The 21516-nt window shown below is 65.8% G+C and carries 16 protein-coding genes, 1 pseudogene and 1 other annotated feature; of the genes and pseudogenes, 11 read left to right on the forward strand and 6 right to left on the reverse strand.

Annotated elements, in window-relative coordinates:
• The first annotated feature begins 67 nt into the window (after nt 1-67).
• On the forward strand, nt 68-1549 hold the full coding sequence (gene gatA / locus Y590_RS15745) for an Asp-tRNA(Asn)/Glu-tRNA(Gln) amidotransferase subunit GatA (protein WP_060770687.1): 1482 nt from the start codon (nt 68-70) through the stop codon (nt 1547-1549).
• The gene (locus Y590_RS15750; RefSeq protein ID WP_060772316.1) at nt 1546-1851 is read left to right on the forward strand and encodes a hypothetical protein; all 306 of its coding nucleotides are present in this window, start codon (nt 1546-1548) and stop codon (nt 1849-1851) included. The genes gatA and Y590_RS15750 overlap by 4 nt, the downstream gene beginning before the upstream one ends.
• Nucleotides 1852-1908: 57 nt before the next feature.
• On the opposite strand, the gene Y590_RS15755 is transcribed toward Y590_RS15750, so the two are convergent.
• The 4 genes from Y590_RS15755 to Y590_RS15770 all read right to left on the reverse strand — a co-directional run bounded on the left by Y590_RS15755 (nt 1909) and on the right by Y590_RS15770 (nt 7887).
• Complete coding sequence (locus tag Y590_RS15755; protein ID WP_060770688.1) at nt 1909-2232, reverse strand: GIY-YIG nuclease family protein; 324 nt, start codon at nt 2230-2232, stop codon at nt 1909-1911.
• 145 nt (nt 2233-2377) lie between these two features.
• Nucleotides 2378-5542 carry a multidrug efflux RND transporter permease subunit gene (locus Y590_RS15760; protein WP_060770689.1) on the reverse strand — a complete coding sequence of 1055 codons (3165 nt, stop codon included), beginning with the start codon at nt 5540-5542 and terminating at the stop codon, nt 2378-2380.
• 68 nt (nt 5543-5610) lie between these two features.
• Nucleotides 5611-6936 (reverse strand): efflux RND transporter periplasmic adaptor subunit, encoded by a 1326-nt coding sequence (locus Y590_RS15765; RefSeq protein ID WP_060770690.1) that lies wholly within the window; start codon nt 6934-6936, stop codon nt 5611-5613.
• Nucleotides 6937-7314: 378 nt separating this feature from the next.
• Nucleotides 7315-7887 carry a hypothetical protein gene (locus Y590_RS15770; RefSeq protein ID WP_286161758.1) on the reverse strand — a complete coding sequence of 191 codons (573 nt, stop codon included), beginning with the start codon at nt 7885-7887 and terminating at the stop codon, nt 7315-7317.
• A 98-nt stretch (nt 7888-7985) separates the two neighbouring features.
• Between Y590_RS15770 and Y590_RS15775 the strand changes: the two genes are divergently transcribed.
• The 9 genes and pseudogenes from Y590_RS15775 to Y590_RS15815 all read left to right on the forward strand — a co-directional run bounded on the left by Y590_RS15775 (nt 7986) and on the right by Y590_RS15815 (nt 18203).
• Nucleotides 7986-8585 (forward strand): L,D-transpeptidase, encoded by a 600-nt coding sequence (locus tag Y590_RS15775; RefSeq protein ID WP_060770692.1) that lies wholly within the window; start codon nt 7986-7988, stop codon nt 8583-8585.
• A gap of 328 nt (nt 8586-8913) precedes the next feature.
• Nucleotides 8914-9789, forward strand: a pseudogene (locus tag Y590_RS25810) (IS3 family transposase); the annotation flags it as partial.
• Nucleotides 9195-9333 (forward strand) — a sequence feature (AL1L pseudoknot). Its footprint overlaps the pseudogene before it by 139 nt.
• A 79-nt stretch (nt 9790-9868) precedes the next feature.
• Complete coding sequence (gene tnpA / locus Y590_RS15790; protein WP_060770694.1) at nt 9869-10309, forward strand: IS66-like element accessory protein TnpA; 441 nt, start codon at nt 9869-9871, stop codon at nt 10307-10309.
• A 26-nt stretch (nt 10310-10335) separates the two neighbouring features.
• Complete coding sequence (gene tnpB, locus Y590_RS15795; RefSeq protein ID WP_083530872.1) at nt 10336-10662, forward strand: IS66 family insertion sequence element accessory protein TnpB; 327 nt, start codon at nt 10336-10338, stop codon at nt 10660-10662.
• A gap of 106 nt (nt 10663-10768) precedes the next feature.
• On the forward strand, nt 10769-12247 hold the full coding sequence (gene tnpC / locus Y590_RS15800) for an IS66 family transposase (protein WP_144440064.1): 1479 nt from the start codon (nt 10769-10771) through the stop codon (nt 12245-12247).
• Nucleotides 12248-12348: 101 nt separating this feature from the next.
• A complete protein-coding gene (locus tag Y590_RS27370) occupies nt 12349-12477 on the forward strand; it encodes a hypothetical protein (RefSeq protein WP_286161759.1) in 129 nt (42 codons plus the stop codon).
• Nucleotides 12478-13061: 584 nt separating this feature from the next.
• Nucleotides 13062-14069 carry a 2-hydroxyacid dehydrogenase gene (locus Y590_RS15805; RefSeq protein WP_015950068.1) on the forward strand — a complete coding sequence of 336 codons (1008 nt, stop codon included), beginning with the start codon at nt 13062-13064 and terminating at the stop codon, nt 14067-14069.
• A 3-nt stretch (nt 14070-14072) separates the two neighbouring features.
• On the forward strand, nt 14073-16466 hold the full coding sequence (locus tag Y590_RS15810; protein WP_060770696.1) for a glycoside hydrolase family 65 protein: 2394 nt from the start codon (nt 14073-14075) through the stop codon (nt 16464-16466).
• Nucleotides 16467-16607: 141 nt separating this feature from the next.
• Nucleotides 16608-18203 carry an aspartate:alanine exchanger family transporter gene (locus tag Y590_RS15815; RefSeq protein ID WP_060770697.1) on the forward strand — a complete coding sequence of 532 codons (1596 nt, stop codon included), beginning with the start codon at nt 16608-16610 and terminating at the stop codon, nt 18201-18203.
• A 297-nt stretch (nt 18204-18500) separates the two neighbouring features.
• Here Y590_RS15815 and Y590_RS15820 read toward each other — a convergent pair whose 3' ends face one another.
• Both Y590_RS15820 and Y590_RS15825 read right to left on the reverse strand, forming a co-directional pair.
• The gene (locus Y590_RS15820; protein ID WP_060770698.1) at nt 18501-20786 is read right to left on the reverse strand and encodes a glycoside hydrolase family 65 protein; all 2286 of its coding nucleotides are present in this window, start codon (nt 20784-20786) and stop codon (nt 18501-18503) included.
• Nucleotides 20779-21507: an HAD family hydrolase gene (locus Y590_RS15825; protein WP_060770699.1), complete on the reverse strand. Its 729-nt coding sequence runs from the start codon at nt 21505-21507 to the stop codon at nt 20779-20781. The genes Y590_RS15820 and Y590_RS15825 overlap by 8 nt, the downstream gene beginning before the upstream one ends.
• Between the last annotated feature and the right edge of the window lie 9 nt (nt 21508-21516).

Consider the following 21516-nt stretch of genomic DNA (forward strand, 5'->3'; position numbering starts at 1 on the left):
TGCCACCTGCGAGACGCCACGCGCCCGCGGGCTTGGTGCGGATACCTGGCAGACACTTGGAACGGGCATGACGGCACTCAACGAACTCACCCTGGCCGAGGCTCGCGACGGGCTGAAAGCCAAAGATTTTTCGGCCCGCGAGATCGCGCAGGCGCATCTCGACGCCATCGACCGGGCAAAGGCGCTCAACGCCTACATCGTCGCGACGCCCGATCGGGCGCTGAAGATGGCCGAGGTCTCCGACCAGAAGATCGCCAAGGGCGAGGCCCGGCCGCTCGAGGGCCTGCCGCTCGGCATCAAGGACCTGTTCGCGACGCAGGGCGTCCACACCACCGCGGGCTCGAAGATCCTCGAAAGGTTCGAGCCGCATTACGAGTCGAACGTCTCGTCCCAGCTCTGGCGCGACGGCGCGGTGATGCTGGGCAAGCTCAACCTCGACGAATTCGCCATGGGCTCGTCCAACGAGACCAGCGCCTACGGCAAGACGATCTCCCCCTGGCGCCGCCAGGGCTCGGACGCCCCGCTGGTGCCCGGCGGCTCGTCGGGCGGTTCGGCGGCGGCGGTCGCCGCCCATCTGTGCCTCGGTGCCACCGCGACCGATACCGGCGGCTCGATCCGTCAGCCCGCCGCCTTCACCGGCACGGTGGGCATCAAGCCGACCTACGGCCGCTGCTCGCGCTGGGGCATCATCGCCTACGCCTCCTCGCTCGATCAGGCCGGCCCGATCGCCCGCACGGTGCAGGATTGCGCGATCCTGCTCGGCTCCATGGCCGGACACGACCCGCGCGACACGACGTCGGTCGATAGGCCGGTGCCCGACTTCGAGGCCGCCATCTCCCGCGGCGTGAAGGGCCTCACCATCGGCATCCCGCGGGAATACCGGGTCGAGGGCATGCCCGCCGAGATCCAGCGGCTCTGGGACCAGGGCGCGGACTGGCTGAGGGAGGCCGGCGCGACGATCAAGGACATCTCGCTGCCGCATACGCAATACGCGCTGCCGGCCTACTACATCGTGGCGCCGGCCGAGGCCTCCTCGAACCTCGCCCGCTACGACGGCGTCCGCTACGGCCTGCGCGTGCCCGGCAAGGACATCGCCGGGATGTACGAGAACACCCGTGCCGCCGGCTTCGGCCGCGAGGTGAAGCGGCGCATCATGATCGGTACCTACGTCCTGTCGGCCGGCTACTACGACGCCTACTACGTCCGGGCCCAAAAGATCCGCACGCTGATCAAGCGCGACTTCGAGGCGGCCTACGCCTCCGGCGTCGATGCGATCCTCACACCCGCAACCCCGTCGGCGGCATTCGGCATCGGCGAGATGGCCTCGGCTGATCCGGTCGAGATGTACCTCAACGACGTCTTCACGGTGACGGTGAACATGGCCGGCCTGCCCGGCATCGCGGTGCCGGCCGGCCTCGACGCGCAGGGGCTGCCGCTCGGCCTCCAGCTCATCGGGCGGCCGTTCGACGAAGAGACGCTGTTTGCCGCCGCGCAGACCATCGAGAAGGCGGCCGGGCGGATCAGCCTGCCGAAGGCGTGGTGGGCGTGAACGCCGCCCCCGTCGTCCCGGTCTATTCGTTCTCGGTCTGGATTCTCGCCGGATTCGATCCCCTCCTGATCCTGATCGCCGTGTTCCTCGGCTGGAAGGCGGATCAGTTCGGCAAGGTCTTCATCGCGGCCATCGCCGCGCTGGGAGTCTCGGTGCTGTTCGCGTGGCTCGTGACGCGGATCGGCCTGCCCTGGCCGGCCCCCGTCGCCGCCGACCTGCCGACGTTCTTTCCGGTGCGGACGGTCTCGGCGTTTCTGTGGGCCGCCGCCGGATATGGCGCGCGGCGGCTGATGAAGCGCTGAGAGGGAGCCCATCCCGTCGCGTATCGGAGGAATCCTTCGAGGCCGCTTCGCGGCACCTCAGGATGAGGGGGACGGGTGGGAGAGACTGACCCTCGCAGACGGGCGCTTCGCCGGGAACTGCACCCTGTCCCAATCCTCGGTGATGAGCGCTTCCTTCTTGGCGCGACTCCAGCCCTTGATCCGCCGCTCCATCGCGATGGCATCGGTGATGCGGTCGAACCACTCGGCGTAGACCAGCGTCACCGGTCTGCGGTGATCGGTGTAGCCAGCATGCGTTCCGGCCTGATGCTCCGCCAGCCGCCTATCGAGGGATTCGCCGCGGGCTGAGCCGACATAGTAACTGCCATCGGCACACCGCAGCATGTAGACGAACGCGGTCAAGGATTGCTCCAGCGGCAGATAATCTGTCCGCCAGCCTGTCGGATGCACGCCCCCAGCTCAACGGAGATGGTATCCACCACGCTCCTCATGCTGAGGTGCACGCGGCGCGCGTGCCTCGAAGCACGCGCGCCGCCCCTCCCATCCGCTACTCCGCCGGCACCGAGTGCCCATGATGAGCCGGAGCAGGCGCGGCCTCCGCGTTCTCGCCGGCGGCGACCTCCTTGCGCTTGAACAGGCGCATCACCACCACGAAGAACACCGGCACGAAGAACACCGCGAGCACGGTGGCCGAGATCATGCCGCCCATCACGCCGGTGCCGATCGCCTGCTGGCTCTTCGACGAGGCGCCGGTGGCGATGGCCAGCGGCACCACGCCGAAGATGAAGGCGAGCGAGGTCATCACGATCGGGCGGAAGCGCAGCGTCGCCGCCTGGATCGTCGCCTGGACGATGTTGGTGCCGGGCTTCCACAGATCACGCGCGAACTCCACGATCAGGATCGCGTTCTTGGCCGATAGGCCGATGATCGTGATGAGCCCGATCTTGAAGTAGACGTCGTTGGGCATGCCGCGCAGATACACCGCCGCCACCGAGCCGATGACGCCGAGCGGGATCACGAGCAGCACCGAGATCGGGATCGACCAGCTCTCGTAGAGCGCGGCCAGACACAGGAACACGATGAGCACCGACAGCGCCAGCAGCAACGAGGCTTGGCTGCCGGCCTCCTTCTCCTGGAGCGACTGGCCGGTCCAGGCATAGCCGAAGCCCTTCGGCAGGAAGGTCATCAGTCGCTCCATCTCCTTGATGGTGTCGCCGGACGTGTAGCCGGGAGCCGGATCGCCGGTAATGCGCACCGACTGGTAGCCGTTGAAGCCGATGATCTGGGCCGGGCCGACGCCCCATTTCAGGTCGGCGAAGGAGGACATCGGCACCATCGTCCCCTGCGCGTTCTTGACCGAGTAGTTCAGCAGGTCCGACGCGTGCAGGCGCTGAAGATCTTCGGACTGCACGATCACGCGCTGCATCTTGCCGCGGTTGGGGAAGTCGTTGACGTAGACCGAGCCGAGATTGACCTGGATCGTGTTGTTGATGTCCTCGAAATCGACGCCGAGTGCGGCCGCCTTCTCGCGGTCGATGATGAGTTCGGCCTCGGGCGCGGGCGGCAGGCCCTCGACATAGACTTTTGTGAGCACGGGGCTCTTGCGGGCGAGCGAGAGCAGTTGCTCCTGGGCCGCCATCAGCGCCGAGTAGCCCTTCTGCGCCCGGTCCTGCAGGCGGAACGAGAAGCCCGAGGCGTTGCCGAGGTTGTCGATCGGCGGCGGCTCCAGCGCCTGGATCACGGCATCCTTGTAGCCCCCGAGCGCCTTGTTGGTCCCCTCGACCAGCTTGGCGGCGGAGTTCTCCGCGTCGCGCTCGCCCCAGGGCTTGAGCGTCACGAAGGCCTGGCTCGTCATCTGCCCCTGACCGGAGAAGGAGAAGCCGTTGATGACGGTGACCGTCGCCACGCCCGGCTGGGCCAGGAGATAATCCTCGACCTTCTTCACCGCCGCTTCCGTGCGGTTGAAGGAGGAGCCCGGCGGGGTCTGGATATCGACGGTGAAGAAGCCCTGATCCTCGAGCGGCAGGAAGCCCTCGGGCAGGCGCATGAAGGCGTAGGCCACCCCCGCCACCAGCACGAGGTAGATCAGCATCACCCGGCCGGACTTGCGGATGAACCACGCCACGCCGCGGCCGTAGCGGGCGGTCTCTCGGTCGACGAACCGGTTGAACCAGCCGAACACGCCGCCCTTGGCGTGGCCGTGCCCCTTCTCGATCGGCTTCAGCATCGTGGCGCAGAGCGCCGGGGTCAGCGAGAGGGCGAGCAGGGCCGAGAAGGCGATGGAGGTCACCATCGCGATCGAGAACTGCCGGTAGATGATGCCGACCGAGCCGGGGAAGAACGCCATCGGGATGAACACGGCCACCAGCACCAGGGTGATGCCGATGATCGCCCCCGTGATCTGGCTCATCGCCTTCCGGGTCGCCTCCTTCGGCGGCAGCCCCTCCTCGTTCATGATGCGCTCGACGTTCTCGACCACGACGATGGCGTCGTCGACGAGGATGCCGATGGCCAGCACCATGCCGAACATGGTCAGCACGTTCACGGAGAAGCCCGCGAGCAGCATGACGGTGCAGGTGCCGAACAGGGCGATCGGCACGACGATGGTCGGAATGAGGGTGTAGCGGATGTTCTGGAGGAACAGGAACATCACGATGAAGACGAGCACCACCGCCTCGACCAGCGTGTGCAGCACCTTCTGGATCGAGGCATCGACCGCGGGCGTGATGTCGTAGGGGATGTCCCACTTCACCGTATCGGGGAAGAACTGCGACAGCTCCACCATCTTGGCGCGGATCGCCTTGGCCGTCTCGATGGCGTTGCCGTCGGGCGCCAGCGTCACGGAGATGCCCGCCGCCGGGCCGCCGTTGAGGCGGGTGGTGAACTTGTAGTCGTCGCCGCCGAGTTCGATCCGGGCGACGTCGCGCAGGCGCACGTTGGAGCCGTCGGGATTGGCACGCAGCACGATGGCGCCGAACGCCTCCGGCTCGGTCATCTGCCCCTTGACGATGATGGGGAAGTTGACGGCGTGGCGCTCGGGCGAGGGCTGCGCGCCGACGGCACCCGAAGCGATCTGCACGTTCTGCCGGCCGATCGCCTTGGTCACGTCGGCGGCGTTGAGGGAGAGGCCGCGCAGCTTGTCCGGGTCGATCCAGATCCGCAGCGCCCGCTCGGTCGAGTAGAGGGTGGCGCGGCCGACGCCGGGGATGCGGCGGATCTCGTTGATGACGTTGCGGATCAGGAAGTCGCCCAGCCCCACCTCGTCGGTTTTCCCGTCGGTGGAAACGAGCGTGATGATGTTCAGCGTCGCGGCCGACGCTTCCTCCACGAGGATGCCCTGCTGGCGCACTTCGGCCGGCAGGCGTGCCTCGACGCGCTTCAAGCGGTTCTGCACCTCGACGCCGGCGTAGCCGGGATCGGTGCCGGGCTGGAAACTGGCGGTGATCTCGACCACGCCGAACGAATCGGAGGCCGATTCGAAGCTCAGGATGTTGGCCGCGCCGTTGAGCTCGTCCTCGATGAGGCGCGTCGTGCCGGTGTAGAGGTTCTCCACCGAGGCGCCGGGATAGGAGGTCGAGAGCGCGATCGCGGGGGGCGCGATGATCGGGTACTGGGCGATCGGCAGTTGCGGGATCGAGAGCGCGCCGCCCAGCAAAATGAACAGGGCGACGACCCAGGCGAAGACCGGCCGGTCGATGAAGAAGCGAGCCATGAGGCGCGTTGATGTCCTATGTCATCGGGCCGGCGGGACGTCCGCCAGCCGCGCGATGCTGGGAAAAATCAGTCGGCGAACTGGGCGACGGGTTGGGCGGCCGGATCGGCCGCGGACGAACTCTTCTCGTTCGTCTCCTTGCCGTCGGTGTCGTGACTGTCGGTGTCGATCGGCTTGCCCTCGTCGGCAGAGGTCTCCGTCTTCCACGGGACGGTCTTCACCTGGATGCCCGGGGAGATCTTCTGGAAGCCTTCGACGACGACCTTCTCGCCGCCCTCCAGGCCCTCGCGGATCAGCCAGTGGCCGCCGACCACGGGGCCGACCTCGACCGGCTGAAGCATGACCTTGCCATCGGGCTTGACCACCCAGACCTCGGGCTTGCCGTCACTGGTGCGCTGGATCGCCTGCTGCGGCACGGCGATGGCGTCCGAGTCGATGCCCTGCTTGATCCGGGCGCGGACATACATTCCGGGAAACAGCTCGTTGTGCGGGTTGGGGAACTGCACCCGCAGCGTCACCTGGCCCGTGCTCGGGTCGGCGGTGACGTCGGAGAACAGCAGGCGCCCGGCCGAGCCGTAGAGCGTGCCGTCGTCCATGATGAGGTGAACGTTGGCGGTGTCGGCGGCGAGCTTGGCGAGTTCGCCCGAGGCGATGTCGCGGCGCAGCTTGTTCAGCTCGCCCACGGACTGGGTGATGTCGACGTAGATCGGGTCGAGCTGCTGGATCGTGGCGAGCACGCCGGTGATGCCGGACTCGATCAGCGTGCCCTCGGTGAGCAGCGCCCGGCCGATGCGACCGGAGATCGGCGCGCGCACCTCGGTCCAGGACAGGTTGAGCCGCGCCCGGTCGCGGGCCGCCTTGGCGCCGGCGACTTCGGCCTCGGCCTGTTTCTTGGCGGCAAACGCCGTGTCGTACTGCGCCTGGCTCGCGGTGTTGCGGGCGAGCAGGGTCTCCAGGCGGTCGGCCTGCTGGTTGGCCAGCACAAGGGCGGCCTCGCGGTTGGCCAAAGTCGCCTCGGCGCTGGCGAGGTCGACCTGATAGGGGGCCGGGTCGATCTTGTAGAGGACGTCGCCCTCGTTGACATGGCTGCCCTGCTCGAACAGGCGCCGGATCACCAGACCCGAGACCCGCGAGCGCACCTCGGCGATGCGCATCGGCGCGACGCGGCCGGGCAGGTCGCGGACGTAGGGGATCGGTTGCGGACGCACGGTCACGACGCTGACCTCGGGCGGCGGCAGCGGCACAGGTGCCGCCGCCTTCTGCTCGTTGCAGGCCGAGACGGCGACGAGGACGGCACCGACGAGAAGAGAGGCCGGCAGGGACCAGCGGGAGCGGCGGCTTCCGGCCTTGGCAGGGCCGGGATTGCTGCCGGGCGACTGGGGAGACGGCGTCACGATGGGGTTACTCCTACGATGCTCTCGGCATTTGTCTTCGCATCGACGTCTGTCCGAAGGCCGGTGATGGCCTTCGAGCCGATGCCGTGACGCGGCCGGCGGTCTCCGGGATGGAGAGCGTCACCGCGCGTCACGGATGACGGGGGAGACCGGATCGGTCTCGCGCGCCGTTGCAATCACCGGGCCGCCGCGACGATCGGGGATCGAAGGCCCTGGACGAGGATGCCAGAGGCATCGGGGATCGACTGTGCGGGACAGCCAAACGTGGTCGGGATGCATCCTGGGCGCGAAGTTTGGCAATCCGACGACGGCGCGGATCGGCGCCGCGCCATCGCTCAAACTCCTGGCAACGCCCATACGACCGGGACGACGCATCTGTCAGACCCGAGGCGGGCGCTCGGGCTGACCGCGCTCGGCGGCGGCTGTGTTTCGATCCGAGATGGGGCGGGGAAGGGACGATGTCCGCGCGCGGTCGAGGCCCGGCATGATCGCGCTCACGCGCCCGAAGTTCGCGACCTCGTCGAGATCGAGTACGGCGTGGCCGACCCGCACGCTGGCGAGCGGATCCGTGTCGGGGCGTTGCTCGAACGTCACCGCACCGCGGGCCTGCGGGATCCCACCGAGGGCGGAGCCTTCGGTCGGCAGTCCGATGACGACGAGCAGGCTCAGCAGCCCGACCAGCGTGGACAGAACGATGCGGGCCGGTCGGCAGGCAGGGGCCACCGCGGCAAGGCCCGTCGAGGCAAGGCGAGTCATGATGATCACGATGACATGATTGTGGTGGATGAAACGCTCCCGCGCAATCGACTGCGGCATTCTGGCCGGTCCTCCGGAACAGCCTCCGGGATTTTCATCCAGCGGAGCATGGTCGGCATTGAGCCGATGTGCCGGGCCGCACGGCGCTCCGGACGCCCCCGACGTTTCGGCGCAGGCGTTGCCGAGAACCCACACCCTTGCCTTCCTCCTGCCGTGACGGCCAGCCCTAAAGCGCTCGACCCACCTGCTGCCGCCACCCGCGCGGCGCGGCCCCTTCGCGGAGGATATCCGTCTTGCCGACCCGATCCTGGCCGAACCGTTCCGCGCTGCCGCGCCTCGCCGCAACGCTTGCCCTCGGTGGCGCCCTCGCGGCGGCCGCCCTCGTACCGGCCCGCGCCAACCCGCTCGACAGCGGGCCGCTGGCCGACTTCATCAACGTGTTCAAGACGCAGGCCATCCCGCGTGACACGGTGGCCTATGCCGGCAAGGAGAAGCCCGGCACGATCGTGATCTCCACGAGCCAGCGCCGGCTCTACTACGTGCTCGGCGGCGGCGAGGCGATCCGCTACGGCGTCGGCGTCGGGCGCCAGGGCTTCTCGTGGTCGGGCACCAAGACGGTCACGGGCAAGAAGGAATGGCCGGCGTGGCGCCCGCCGGCCCAGATGCTCGCCCGCCGCCCGGACCTGCCGCGCTACATGGCCGGCGGCCAGGACAACCCGCTCGGCGCTCGGGCGATGTATCTCGGCTCCACGCTCTACCGCATCCACGGCTCGAACGAGCCCGAGACGATGGGCGCGGCGGTGTCATCAGGCTGCATCCGCATGACCAACAAGGACGTGGTCGATCTCTACGACCGGGTGAAGGTCGGCACGAAAGTGATCGTGAAGAACTGATTGTGCGCGTGCGGGAAGTTTGTCGGCAGAAGCGGAACGTCTGTCGGTAATTCGCTCCACCGAGGCCGCGCAGGAACTCGTCAAACCGAGGGTTCAGCCTTTGGCGGCGGCAATGGGATCGGCCAGCTGAGGGGTTTCCTTGCCTGTAACTTCGTGTCCCAGTCGGCCTGGACGCACGGCAAGATCAGCTTCGCCAGCCTCGGCACGGCCGGTGTCCTTCCCACCGCAAATGGAAGCCCGGGCTGTAAGCCTTGCCTGGGCGAGCAGGATCTGAGCGGTGAACCGCACCGGGTCTCCCGGAGGCTCCAACTCTTGAGAGGATGGAGCCATGACGAAGCGAAGCACACCCTTTTCGCCTGAAGTCCGCGAGCGCGCGGTGCGGATGGTGTTCGATCACCAGGGCGAGCACGGCTCGCAATACGGGGCGATCCAGTCGATCGCGTCCAAGATCGGCTGCTCGGGCGAGACGCTGCGGAACTGGGTACGCCAGGTCGAGCGGGACCAGGGCCGGCGGGCCGGGCCGACGACGGACGAGCGCTTACGGATCAAGGCCCTGGAGCGCGAGAACCGTGAACTCCGGCAGGCCGACGAGATCCTGAGGAAGGCCTCGGCGTATTTTGCGCTGGCGGAGTTCGACCGCCGGTCGCGGACATGATCGCCTTCATCGACGATCACCGTGAGACCTACGGGGTCGTCCTTCGAGAGCCTCAGGATGAGGCCGATCTGCCGCGTGCTGCCGATCGCCCCATCGACCGATCATGCCCATGCTGCGCGGCGGGCCGATCCCAGCAAGCTGCCGGCCCGGGCCTGCTCGGACGCGGCGCTGATGGTCGAGATCCGTCGCGTGTTCGAGGAAAACTTCCACGTCTATGGCGTTCGGAAGGTCTGGCGTCAGCTCGGCCGGGAAGGGATCGTGGTGGCCCGTTGCACGCTCGCCCGGCTGATGCGGGCCATGGGGCTGGAGGGCATCGTGCGGGGCAGGAAGATCCGCACGACCATCCCCGATCCGGCGGCCCCCTGTCCGCTCGACCGGGTGAACCGCCAGTTCAAGGCGCCACGCCCAAACGTCTTGTGGGCCAGCGACTTCACCTACGTCGCCACTTGGAGCGGCTTCGTCTACGTGGCGTTCGTGATCGACGCCTTCGCCCGCAGGATCGTGGGCTGGCGGGTCTCTCGGACGGCTCACGCCGCCTTCGTGCTGGATGGTAAGCGGTGTTCCGCCCCCATCTTCTGCGGGACGATCTGACTGGGCAATTTGACGATCTGCTTGAGAGGATCGTTTTGTGTCTGGACTTGACCGTAGACTTGAGCCGGAGAGTACCGTCTGGCGCTTCGAGGTGATCGACGGCGCGGCCGGCCGCAGGCGGTGGAGCGCCAACGACCGAGCGCGGATCCTGGAGGAGACGCTCGTACCGGGGGCAGTGGTGTCGGTGGTGGCGCGCCGCCACGGGCTGAGCCCGCAGCAGCTGTTTACGTGGAGGCGCGAGGCCCGCCAGGCAGCCGCCGCGCTGCCGGCCTTCGTGCCGGCGGTGACCGTACCCGAGCCCGTGGTGGTGGATCCTGCCCGGGCGGAGCCGCCACGCCGGCGCACCAGACGATCCTCACCGCGCCGCCGTGCGGCGGGGATCGAGGTGGAGGCGGGTGGTGTCACGGTGCGGATCGGCGACGGCGCTTCGCCCGCCACCATCGCGGCGGTGATCGGCGCGCTGAAGGGCGGCGCGTGATCGGGCCAGCGGGCGCGGTCCGTGTCATGGTGGCCACGAAGCCGGTGGACTTCCGCAAGGGCGCGGATGACTTGGCGGCGCTGGTACGCGAGAGCCTGGGCGCCGACCCGTTCAGCGGGACGGTCTACGTCTTCCGGGCGCGGCGCGCCGACCGGGTGAAGCTCGTCTACTTCGACGGCACCGGCGTATGCCTGCTGTCGAAGCGGCTGGAGGACGGGACGTTCTGCTGGCCGGCCGTCACCGACGGGGTGGTGCGGCTGACGGCGGCGCAACGGCAGGCCCTTCTGGAAGGGCTCGACTGGCGGCGCGTGCACGCGGCCCGGCCAACGCGCGTTCCGGTCGCCGTGGGCTGATCCGGGAGGCCGATCACGCTAGCAAAGCCTTGTGATCCATGCTCAAATCGGCTCCGTGAGCGAACCGAGCGCGCGCCTACCCGACGATCCCGCCGCCCTGAAGGCGATGGTGGCGGCGCGCGAGGCCGAGATCGATCGGCTTCACCAGATCATCAGGGAGTTGCAGCGTCACCGCTTCGGCCGGCGCGCCGAGAGCCTGCCCGTCGATCAACTGCTCCTGGGCCTGGAGGAAGCCGAGCAGATCGAGGCGGAGGACCTCGCCGAGACCGACGCCGCCGATGCATCGGCCCGCGCGGCCCGCACCCGCAGGCGTCGCGCCAACCGCGGCACCCTGCCGGCCCACCTGCCGCGCGTCGAGCGGGTGATCGACCTCGACGAGCGCACCTGCCCGTGTTGCCGCGGCGACCTCCACGTCATCGGCGAGGACGTCGCCGAGTGCCTCGACATCGTGCCGGCCCAGTTCCGCGTCCTCGTCACCCGGCGACCGAAATATGCCTGCCGGGCGTGCGAGGACGTGATCGTGCAGGCCCCCGCACCCGCCCGCCTCGTCGAGGGCGGAATCCCGACCGAGGCGAGCGTGGCGCACGTGCTGGTGTCCAAGTACGCCGACCACCTGCCGCTTTACCGACAGGCGCAGATCGACGCCCGCCAGGGCGTGAACCTCGACCGTTCGACGCTGGCCGATTGGGTGGGCAAGGCGGCCTTCCTGCTGCGGCCGGTCCACGCGCGGCTGTTCGAGCGGCCGAAGGCGTCGGACCGGCTGTTTGCCGACGAGACCACGGCACCGGTGCTCGATCCGGGCCGCGGGCAGACCAAGACCGGGCAGCTGTTCGCCTACGCCCGCGACGACCGGCCCTGGGGCGGCCTCGACCCGCCCGGCGTGGCCTACCTGTACGCGCCCGACCGCAAGGCCGAACATCCGATCCGTCACCTCGCCGGCTTCAAGGGCATGCTGCAGGTCGACGGCTACGCGGGCTACAAGATCCTGGCTGCGCGCAACGCCGTAAGCTTGGCCTTCTGCTGGGCGCACGTGCGCCGCCGGTTCTACGAACTGGCCAAGGCCGGCCCGGCGCCGATCGCGACCGAGGCGCTCGCCCGCATCGCCGAACTCTACCGGGTCGAGGGAGAGATCCGCGCCCGCCCGCCCGACGAGCGGCGGGCCGTGCGTCAGGACCGCAGCCGGCCGGTCGTGGTGGCGCTGGAGCCGTGGCTTACCGCCAAGCTCGGACGGATCAGCCAGAAGAGCAAGCTCGCCGAGGCGATCCGCTACGCGCTCGGTCGCTGGGCCGGCCTGTCCCACTTCCTCGACGACGGTCGCATCGACATCGACAACAACGTGGTCGAGCGGGCGATCCGGCCGCTGGCTTTGACGCGGAAGAACGCGCTGTTTGCCGGCTCGGACGGTGGGGCCACGCACTGGGCGATCGTCGCCTCGCTGGTCGAGACCTGCAAGCTGAACGGGGTCGAGCCGCAGGCCTACCTCGCCGACGTCATCACCCGCATCGTCGCCGGACACCCGCAGAGCAATATCGACGACCTGCTGCCCTGGGCCTACGCTCCGCAGCCCCTCAAAGCCGTGGCCTGAGAACGACGCTTACGCTTCGAGAGCGTGTTGGAAGAGATGCGGCGGGACCCGCCCTGCGCTACCTTCGGGACACGCGTCTCTCGATCTCGCGCATCGCTTGGTTGCTGGGGTTCCGGGAGGCCACCGCTTTCACCCACGCCTTCCGGCGCTGGACGGGCCGGTCGCCGACGGAAGCGCGGGTAGAGCGGGACCGGGCTCTGAACCCGTCGCCTCCGCAGCGGTCCAATTGAGCCCTTCGGACGGCCGCGGTCAGATACCGAGCTGTGTAACCTCGGTCAGACCATCTCCCAGCAGACCTCGTCCACCGTCGCACGGTTTTGAAGCCTGCTGTAGGGCAAAGTCGATCGGCGCAGTCGTGAAGAGCCTGCGAGGCATGGCGTCCGCCCTCCTTCAGGGTTCAGAGTGCCGAAACCTTGCGCCGGGCGCGGACCGTTTTGCTGAGCCAGGGCGAGATGGCACAGTCCTGGTCAAATGTCCCGACTGATCAAGCGTAGAATTTTGCACACCATAAAATGAGGCTGCAAAAGGAGACAATCCGTTTCCTGCCGTGGACGGTGCCGCGGTGGCTCCGGCCTCGCTGAGGCTGTGGCAGTAGTGCTAGGCAACCACTCCAACAGATGTTTCTTACAAATCTCCATTCGATTTGCGAATTTCATCACTTTGCACGCCGATGGGCAGCCTCCGGACCCTGACTGGTGGCGCAGGAGACTGTGCGGACAACTATAGGAACACAATGTCTCCGAATTGATTGGAAGCCTGAAAACGGATTTACCAATTCGTTTTGGCACCGGAACATGCAAAAGGAGGCATAAGCATGCGAGTTGCAGTGTTCAGTGCGAAAAACTACGAGCGCGCGCTTCTCGATGATCTGAACGTCGGCCAGGAGCATGACCTCACGTATTTCGATGCCTTGCTCGAACCAGGGACGGCCTCACTGGCGGCTGGGTTCACCGCAGTCAGCGTCTTCGTCAACGATAGCGTCAACCGCGATGTTTTGAGGCAGCTCGCCCAGGGGGGAACGAAGCTGGTCGCAACGCGATGCACGGGCTTCAACCACATCGACTTGGAGGCCGCGGAGGAATTCGGAATCCGAGTTGTGCGCGTCGTCAACTATTCTCCGAACTCCGTGGCCGAATTTGCGGTCGGATTGCTCCTGGCGCTCAACCGCAAGGTCCACCGTGCCTACAATCGGACGCGCGAGGGGAACTTCAGACTTGATGGCCTCATGGGGTTCGACCTTGTCGATCGTACCGTGGCAGTGATCGGCACCGGAAAGATCGGGACCATCTTCGGACGGATCATGGCTGGCTTCGGATGCCGGGTGATCGGGTTCGACGTGCATCGGTCGCCCGAATTTGAAAGAATCGGCGGACGCTATGTCGACGCTGCGGGCGTCGAAGAGGCGGACGTCATCTCCATGCATTGCCCCTTGACGCCCGAAACCTATCACATCGTCGATGCGCGAACGCTTGGGCGCGTGAAGAAGGGCGCACTTTTGATCAATACGAGCCGCGGCGGCTTGATCGATACCGACGCGGCGATCGATGCACTCAAGTCCGGCCGGTTGGGCGGGCTGGCCATCGACGTCTATGAGCAAGAGGCAGAGCTGTTCTACAGAGATCTGTCGAGTACTGTGATCCCGGACGACGTCATCCAACGCCTCATCTCGTTCCCCAATGTCATCGTTACAGGACACCAAGCGTTCTTCACCCAGGAAGCGCTGGAGACGATCCTCGGCACGACGCTCAAAAGCATCTCTGAACTCGAGGCGGGCCACCCTCTCACAAACGAAGTTGCAGCTCCGAGACGCTTGCAAGGATGACCGATGCTGCGCCCGCGCTATGTTCCACCCGAAGATATCTTTCCGCCAAACCCCTGGGCATTTGAGGCCGTCCAATACGACGCACGTCTGGCGCAAGAATTGACTGGCCAAGCCGAGACGATGTTTGCCCTGTCCAACGGGTATCTGGGCATCCGCGGTTCGGTAGAGGAAGGTACTCCGGTTCAAGAGGCCGGCACCTATCTAAGCGGCTTCTACGAACACCGCCCGATTTCCTACGGTGAGCATGCCTACGGCTTCCCAACCGTGGGCCAAAGCATCTTGAACTGCCCGAGCGGTACGGCCCTGAAGCTCTTCGTCGAAGACGAGCCGTTCGTCGTTCCGCAAGCCGAGATCCTGTCGTATCGGCGGAGCCTCGATCTGCGAGCCGGCACGCTGAACAGAGATGTTCGCTGGGCTTCGCCGGCGGGCACGCGCCTGCATATGCGGACGGTGCGTCTTGTCTCCCTCGCGCATCGGCACCTCGCTGCCATCGCGTTCGTCCTCACGGCAGAAGATGCCGACGTCGAGATCGCGATCTCCTCGGAACTCGAAAACGCTCCGTCATCAACGGCCGACATCGCGGACCCCCGCCTCGCGGCGAGCCTTGCCGGGCGTGTCCTGCACCCGACAGGATTTCAAGCCGAGGGGATGCGCGCAATGTTGAGTTACCGGACTGAAAGCTCCGGGTTTCACCTCGGCTGCGGGATGGACCACGCGGTCTCCTCGGACAGTTCATATTTCACAGAGCAGGTTTGCAACGACGATTTCGCCGCCGTAACGATCCGCTGCAAGCTTTCGCGAAACAAGCCGATCGTGGTTTATAAATATCTGAGCTATCATTATTCAGACAATTCTGCTCCGGCGCGGATCTTGTTCCAAACCGCACTAACCCTGGACCGCGCGCTCAAGAGCGGATTTCAGGAAATCGTCGAGCGCCAAAGGAGCGATGTCGAACGATTCTGGGCGCGAGCCGATGTTGCGGTTGAGTGCGATAACCTGAGAACTCAGCAGACGATCCGCTGGAACCTCTTTCAGCTTCTGCAGGCTTCGGAGCGATCGGAGGGGCACGGAATCGGCGCCAGAGGCCTGACCGGAAGAACCTATGAGGGGCACTATTTCTGGGACACGGAAATATACGTGCTGCCATTCCTGATTTATACGAATCCAGCGATCGCACGTAGTGTTCTGAAGTTTCGCTACGACATGCTGGATAAGGCGCGGTCGCGGGCGCGCGAATTGGGTCACCGTGGGGCGACCTTCCCCTGGCGAACCATCAACGGCGAAGAAGCGTCGGCATATTATGCTGCGGGAACGGCTCAGTATCACATCAATGCTGATATCGCGTACGCCCTCCAAAAGTATGTGAACGTTACCGGCGACAACGAATTCCTCTGGAGCTATGGCGCGGAAATTCTAACGGAGACTGCCCGTCTGTGGTTCGACCTCGGCTTCTTCTCCGAGTCGAAAGGAGAAAAGTTTTGTATCAACGGCGTGACTGGGCCGGATGAATATACCGCGATCGTCAACAATAACTGCTTCACGAACCTGATGGCACGAGAAAACTTGCGCTACGCCGCCCAAGTGGTTCGCGATCTCAAGCGCATGCACCCCGATCGATTCGATGCCTTGGCCCAACGCACTGGTTTGGACAGTTCCGAACTGGCCGATTGGGAGGACGCATCCGAAAGGATGTACCTGCCCTATGACGAGCGCTTGAAGATCCATCCGCAGGATGATGATTTCCTGGACCTCGAGAAATGGGATTTCGCGGCAACCCCAGAAAATCGATATCCACTCTTACTGTACTATCACCCCTTGAATCTCTACAGGTCACAGGTCATCAAGCAGGCTGATACCGTGATGGCCATGTTTTTGCTCAATGAGCACTTTACTCATGAAGAGAAAAGAAGAAACTTCGAATACTACGACCCGCTTACCACACACGATTCATCTTTATCTGTTTGCATTCAGAGTGTCGTAGCAAATGAAATCGGTCTGCCGCACAAAGCAATCGAATATTTCAATTTCGCTGCGGCAATGGATATGTCGGATATCGGCGGGAATATGATGAACGGCGCTCACGTCGCCGCAATCGGCGGCACGTGGCTTGCCCTCGCCTATGGATTCGCCGGGCTTCGCGACAGCAAGGGCTGCATTTCGTTCAATCCCGTCCTCCCGAAGGAGTGGTCCCACCTGAGTCTTATCCTAACCGTAAGAGGACAGAGGTTTCGGATCGAGGTTGATCCTACCTCTGTCATTTACACTCTTCTCAGCGGAGAGCGGCTGAAGTTCTCGCATGTTGGCGAGGATCTCATTCTTTCCTCCGCGGAGCCGGTGATCTCGCGCCCGACCGGTCAGGGGCGGGTGGACGCTCAAAAGTCGAATGAGTCGGCCTGACAAGGCATTGAACCGATCATGATCAACGGGCCGTCTCATCGAGTGATGGATCGGCGCCGACTCGTCGAGCACATGACAGGTGCGGGACAATACTGAGATCCTCGGTATCAGCGAGGCGCGCACTGAAGTGGGAGTCCTTCCATGATGGCCTCAGTCAGCGAGCTGGTCGGGACGCAGCCGATCCTCGCACTCTTCCTCGCCATCGGCCTCGGTTATGCGGTGGGGCAAATCAGTATTCTGAACTTTTCCCTCGGCGTGGCGGCCGTGCTCTTCGTCGGCTTGCTGATTGGTGCCCTCGCCCCGAAGGCCCAAATCAACGGTCCGCTCGGTTTGGTCGGGCTGATCATGTTCCTCTACGCGATCGGGATTCTCTACGGGCGCCAATTCTTCGAGGGTCTGTCGGGGCCTGGGCGCATCTATAACGTGCTCGCTGCCGTCGCCGTCGTCGCCAGCCTGCTGGTGGCGCTCGGCCTCGGTGCTATTTTCGATGTTAAACTCGGCCATACTCTCGGCATTTTTGCCGGATCGATGGTCAGCACCGCTGCGCTGCAAGCCGCACTCGACACGATTGGGAACCGGGACCCCTCCGTCGGCTACTCGGTCTCGTATCCGTTCGGCGTGATCGGCCCGATCCTCTGCCTCTATTTCATGACGCGCCGGGCGAAGCCCGTCTTTCCGCCGAAGCCCTCGCGCTTCCACCTCGGCGAAGTGACACTCGAACGCCTGCCGTCCTCTGGCGCGACGCTCGGCGCCGTCATGGCGACGCTTCCGGCTGGCGTGCAGATTGCCGGCGTGCGGCAGGAGCACCATAACCGGCTGCCGGATCCAGACCTCGAACTGCATGCCGGTGACGCGCTTCTGATTGCGGCTGATCGCGCTGCGGCGTTGGACGAGGTCGCCACGGCGCTCGGACACATCGACCAGGGCAGACTTGCCAAGGATCGAAGCGATATCACCTACCAGCGCTTCTTCGTCTCGAAGTCGGCCCTGACCAGCGTGAGATTGGCCGACCTGCCCATGCCGCCGGATGTATCGATCCGCATTCTGCATGTCCGACGCTATGACGTGGACCTCATGCCTTCGCCAGACTTGATGCTGGAGTTGGGCGACCGGGTCGGCGTCATTGTGGCATCCGAGCAGGTGGTTGCCGCGCGGGCGCATTTTGGTGATACCCTGAAATCAGCCGCGGAATTCAGCTATGTCTCCGTCGGCCTCGGCATGGTGCTCGGCGTCCTTCTCGGCCTCTTGCCGATCCCCGTTCCGGGCGTGGGCACCGTCACGCTCGGCATCGGCGGTGGCCCCCTCATCGTGGCGCTGATCCTCGGCAGGCTTCGGCGCACCGGGCCGCTCAGCTGGGTCATGCCGCTGCCCGCCAATATCGTGCTGCGTAATTTCGGTCTGACGCTGTTTCTGGCGACGGTCGGGATCAATTCCGGCCAGGCTTTCGTCACCACGGTAGCGCAGACCGGGCCGCTGATGCTGCTGATCGGCGTGGCGGTGCTGCTGACTACGGTCGCAATCGTATTGCTCGTCGGCTTCTACCTGCTTAAAATCCCATACGACGACCTGCTCGGTGTGGCCTGCGGTGCTACCGGCAACCCTGCCATTCTGGCCTATTCGTTGCGCATCGCGCCAACTGACCGGCCGGATATATGTTACGCGATGATCTTCCCTTCAATGACCATCGTCAAAGTACTCAGTGTGCAGATCATCGGCCTTCTCTCTCTTTCTGGCTGACTGTCTGCCGATGTAGCGCAGGGGCGTACACATTTATTGCGGACGACATCGCAGCATGTGAGCGTTCGGCTTCGCAGCCAAACCCCGAGGGGCTTTCGGCGCTGACGCACTTTCCGACGAAGCGGTCGCCGGTTCAACGAGGGAAACCGTGTTAGAACGAAGGTCTAGAGACGCCGGCCTGATGCCATCAGGTCGGATACGACTCGAGCGCGGCGACCTCGTTGGCTTACGGCAGCTGAGTGGCCTGGCGCCGTAGAGCGTGTCATCGGCGCCCGGCACGTCGCGAGACGGCTTCGACTACAGCTCAAACCGCAGTGGCGATCCAGGTGTCAGGTGCTGCGTCACGCCCGCGACCGTGACGTTCATCCCGTCTCCGGCCATCAGCCTGGCCTCCAGCATAGGGCGGCTGACGCTGAGCCCGACGGATCGGCCTCTCCACCAGACCTTGAACGAAAGGGTATCCCACTGAGGCGGCAGCTTAGGATCGAGCTCCAGCGTGTCGCCCGCTAAGTTCAGGCCGGCGATGCCCAGGATCGCCGCCTGCCACAACCCGCCGAGCCCGGCGATCCGGACGCCGCCGGCGCTGTTTGGATCGAGGTCGAGGTCGAGAGACGCGGTCTCGCGCATGTATCGAAGAGCCGTATCCGAGGCACCCAGACGCGCGGCCACGCGGGCATGCATCGCGGCGCTCAAGGAGCTGCCATGGGCACAGCGCGGCTCGTAATGGCGGAAATTGATCTCCGCTCCCTGTCCGAGAAATTCCTGGGGCAACAAGGCGATCAGCGCGACGACGTCGGCTTGCTTGATCACTTGCGAGCTTTGCGTCTGCTCCCGGCCGATGACCACGTCGATCGGCAGCGCATGGTCGACATAGTCCGCGACGTTCAGCTGCTTGAGTCCGTAGAAGCCGGCGAACTGCTCGTACAGTCCGGTCGCGGGGTCGAGGCCGGTGACGATCCGCGCGACCGCGTCCCGCCAGTCATCGAGTTCCTGATCGTCGAGTGCGAGCTTGTCTCGAAGCGCCTCGGCACGGTCCGGCCAACCCTTGCGCAACAGGTCGAGCGCCTCCAGGGCGCAGCCGATGTTCCAGCGCGCCATCACGTTGGTGAAGGCGTTGTCGTCCACATCCTCATGGTACTCGTCCGGCCCGATCACGTGGCGGATGTGGCGCCGGCCATCCGCTTCGGCGACGGCTCGGGACGCCCAGAAACGCGCCGTCTCGAGGATGATTTCCGCCCCCGCATCGCGGAAGAAATCGTCGTCGCCGGTGGCACGCCAGTACTGCCACACCGCGTAGGCGACGTCGGCGCTGATGTGGTGCTCCATCTTGCCAGTCAGGATCTCGATCGGCTTCCCGTCAGGCCCCAACACCGAGTCCGGCGTCGTCTCATCGCCGGTGTCGGCCGATTCCCATGGATAGAGGGCGCCTCGCCAGCCGCCGAGCGTCGCCTTGGCCCGTGCTCCGGGCAGCGTATGGAACCGGTACATCAGCAGCGCGCGCGCCGCTTCAGGCCAGACCGCGGTGTAGAACGGCAGAAGATAGATCTCGGTGTCCCAGAAGACGTGGCCGAAATAGGCATCGCCGGTCAGCGCGCGCGCACCGATCGAGACCCGGTCGTCGCTCGGGTTCGCGGCGCTCGTCAGGTGGTACACGGCAAACCGCAGCGCGCGCTGCAGGTCATCGTCGCCGTCGATGACGATGCCGCTGTCGCTCCAGTGTGCATCCCAGGCGGCTTCATGAGCCTTGAGGATCGCGCGCCAGCCCACCGATGTGCTGCGCGCGAGCGCCGCCGCGGCGCGGGGCGCAGGATCCTCTTCCGATCGCTCGGCGCGAGCGACGGCGACGAGGCGGGCGAATTGCGCCACTTGGCCAGCCTTCGAGCGCCAACGCCAGATCCAACGTAGCGGAAATGGGCGCTCGGGGTCGGCGGAGGCGCCGTCAAGATGCAACGATGCAGCACCTGCCATCGCGACGACCTTACCGGTCCCCTCGGTGCGCCACGCGCCGAGGTCGTTTTCGAGACGCACCGGCTCCATACCGACGCCGGCTAGCCCGAAGCTCGCTTCGAGGCGGACGTCGATGTCGTCGCGGTCCAGCACGATCTGCTGAAGCTGTAGTCCCACCGATCGGTCCGCCAGCGACAGGAGGCGCAGCTCGTGGCCCTTCGCGGTCACCTGCGCCGGTGTCCGATGCGTCCATTCGGAGAGAAGCACGCCGCGCCGCATGTCGAGCCGCCGCATGCCATGAAGAATCTCGCCTTCGCGGGCCACCAGCGGCTCCCCATCGAGGATGAGCCGGATCCGCGACCAGTCGGCGACGGGCACGAGCGCCGGCACAGGCGGCTCGGTGTTAGGCATGTCGAACAGCCCGGCGACGTAGCAGCGCGGCCACGAGGCCCATCGGATGTAGCCGAGCCAGCTCACCCAGGTCGGCCCTCGGCCCGTCGAGCGCGCGGCACGCATGCCGAGGAAGCCGTTGCCGAGGGCAAAGCGGGATTCGACCGCGCTCTCCGTGAGCACACTGTAGCCTTCGTGCGTGAGAACCCAGCCGGGCTCCTGTGTCGGTCGAAGCACCTCAAGCATCTGCAACGTGCTCCTTGACGGTTCGGGCGCGCAGCGTGCCCGCGCCAAGGGCGGCGATCTCAACGTGGTCGAGGCTCGTCACGACGAGATCGGCGCCCGCTTCGCGCAGCAGGGCTTCGTCGCCGAGGCGGGCAATCCCGAGCGCGGTCATCCCGCCCGCCCGCGCCGCCGTGATGCCGGCAGGTGCGTCTTCGATGACGACGCAGTGCAACGGCGATGTGTTCAGAGCTTCAGCTGCGAGCAGGAACAGCGTGGGATCCGGCTTGCCCCTCGGCACGTCACGGCCACTCAGGTCGGCGTCGAACAGCGACAGGAGCGTGCGCCCATCCGGCAGCTTCAGCTGGGACAGCATGGCGGCGGCGTTTTTCGACGATGAAGCCAGTGCCAACCGTAGCCCGGCCGACTTCAGGGCAGAGGCGAAGCGAAGGGCGTCCGGAAACACCTCGAAGCTACCCGCCTCGATCAGTTGGTCGATCAGGGCCTGCTTCCTGTCCGCGTACTCTGCGGTCCGGGCCGCAGCCTCAGGTCCGCCAAGCCGCTCCAGAGCCTCCCGAGCGCCTTCGAGGCGCGGCTTGCCGGCGACGTTGGCTTGATAGAACGACGTGGTGAAGCCTGCCGGGTCGGCGAACCCGGTGAGCGCCTCGCGCCATGCGCGCTCGTGCGGCGAGTCCACCAGCACACCGTCAACGTCGAAGATCGCCGCAAGGAGAGCCGGTCTCAAAACACACGA

Source organism: Methylobacterium sp. AMS5, from assembly GCF_001542815.1.
GTDB lineage: Bacteria > Pseudomonadota > Alphaproteobacteria > Rhizobiales > Beijerinckiaceae > Methylobacterium.

Coding starts and splice junctions, on each gene's coding strand:
- gatA (WP_060770687.1), top strand. CDS start 68: ATGACGGCACTCAACGAACTCACCCTGGCCGAGGCTCGCGACGGGCTG.
- Y590_RS15760 (WP_060770689.1), bottom strand. CDS start 5,542: ATGGCTCGCTTCTTCATCGACCGGCCGGTCTTCGCCTGGGTCGTCGCC.
- tnpB (WP_083530872.1), top strand. CDS start 10,336: ATGGTGGCCACGAAGCCGGTGGACTTCCGCAAGGGCGCGGATGACTTG.
- tnpC (WP_144440064.1), top strand. CDS start 10,769: ATGGTGGCGGCGCGCGAGGCCGAGATCGATCGGCTTCACCAGATCATC.
- Y590_RS15805 (WP_015950068.1), top strand. CDS start 13,062: ATGCGAGTTGCAGTGTTCAGTGCGAAAAACTACGAGCGCGCGCTTCTC.
- Y590_RS15810 (WP_060770696.1), top strand. CDS start 14,073: ATGCTGCGCCCGCGCTATGTTCCACCCGAAGATATCTTTCCGCCAAAC.
- Y590_RS15815 (WP_060770697.1), top strand. CDS start 16,608: ATGATGGCCTCAGTCAGCGAGCTGGTCGGGACGCAGCCGATCCTCGCA.
- Y590_RS15820 (WP_060770698.1), bottom strand. CDS start 20,786: ATGCTTGAGGTGCTTCGACCGACACAGGAGCCCGGCTGGGTTCTCACG.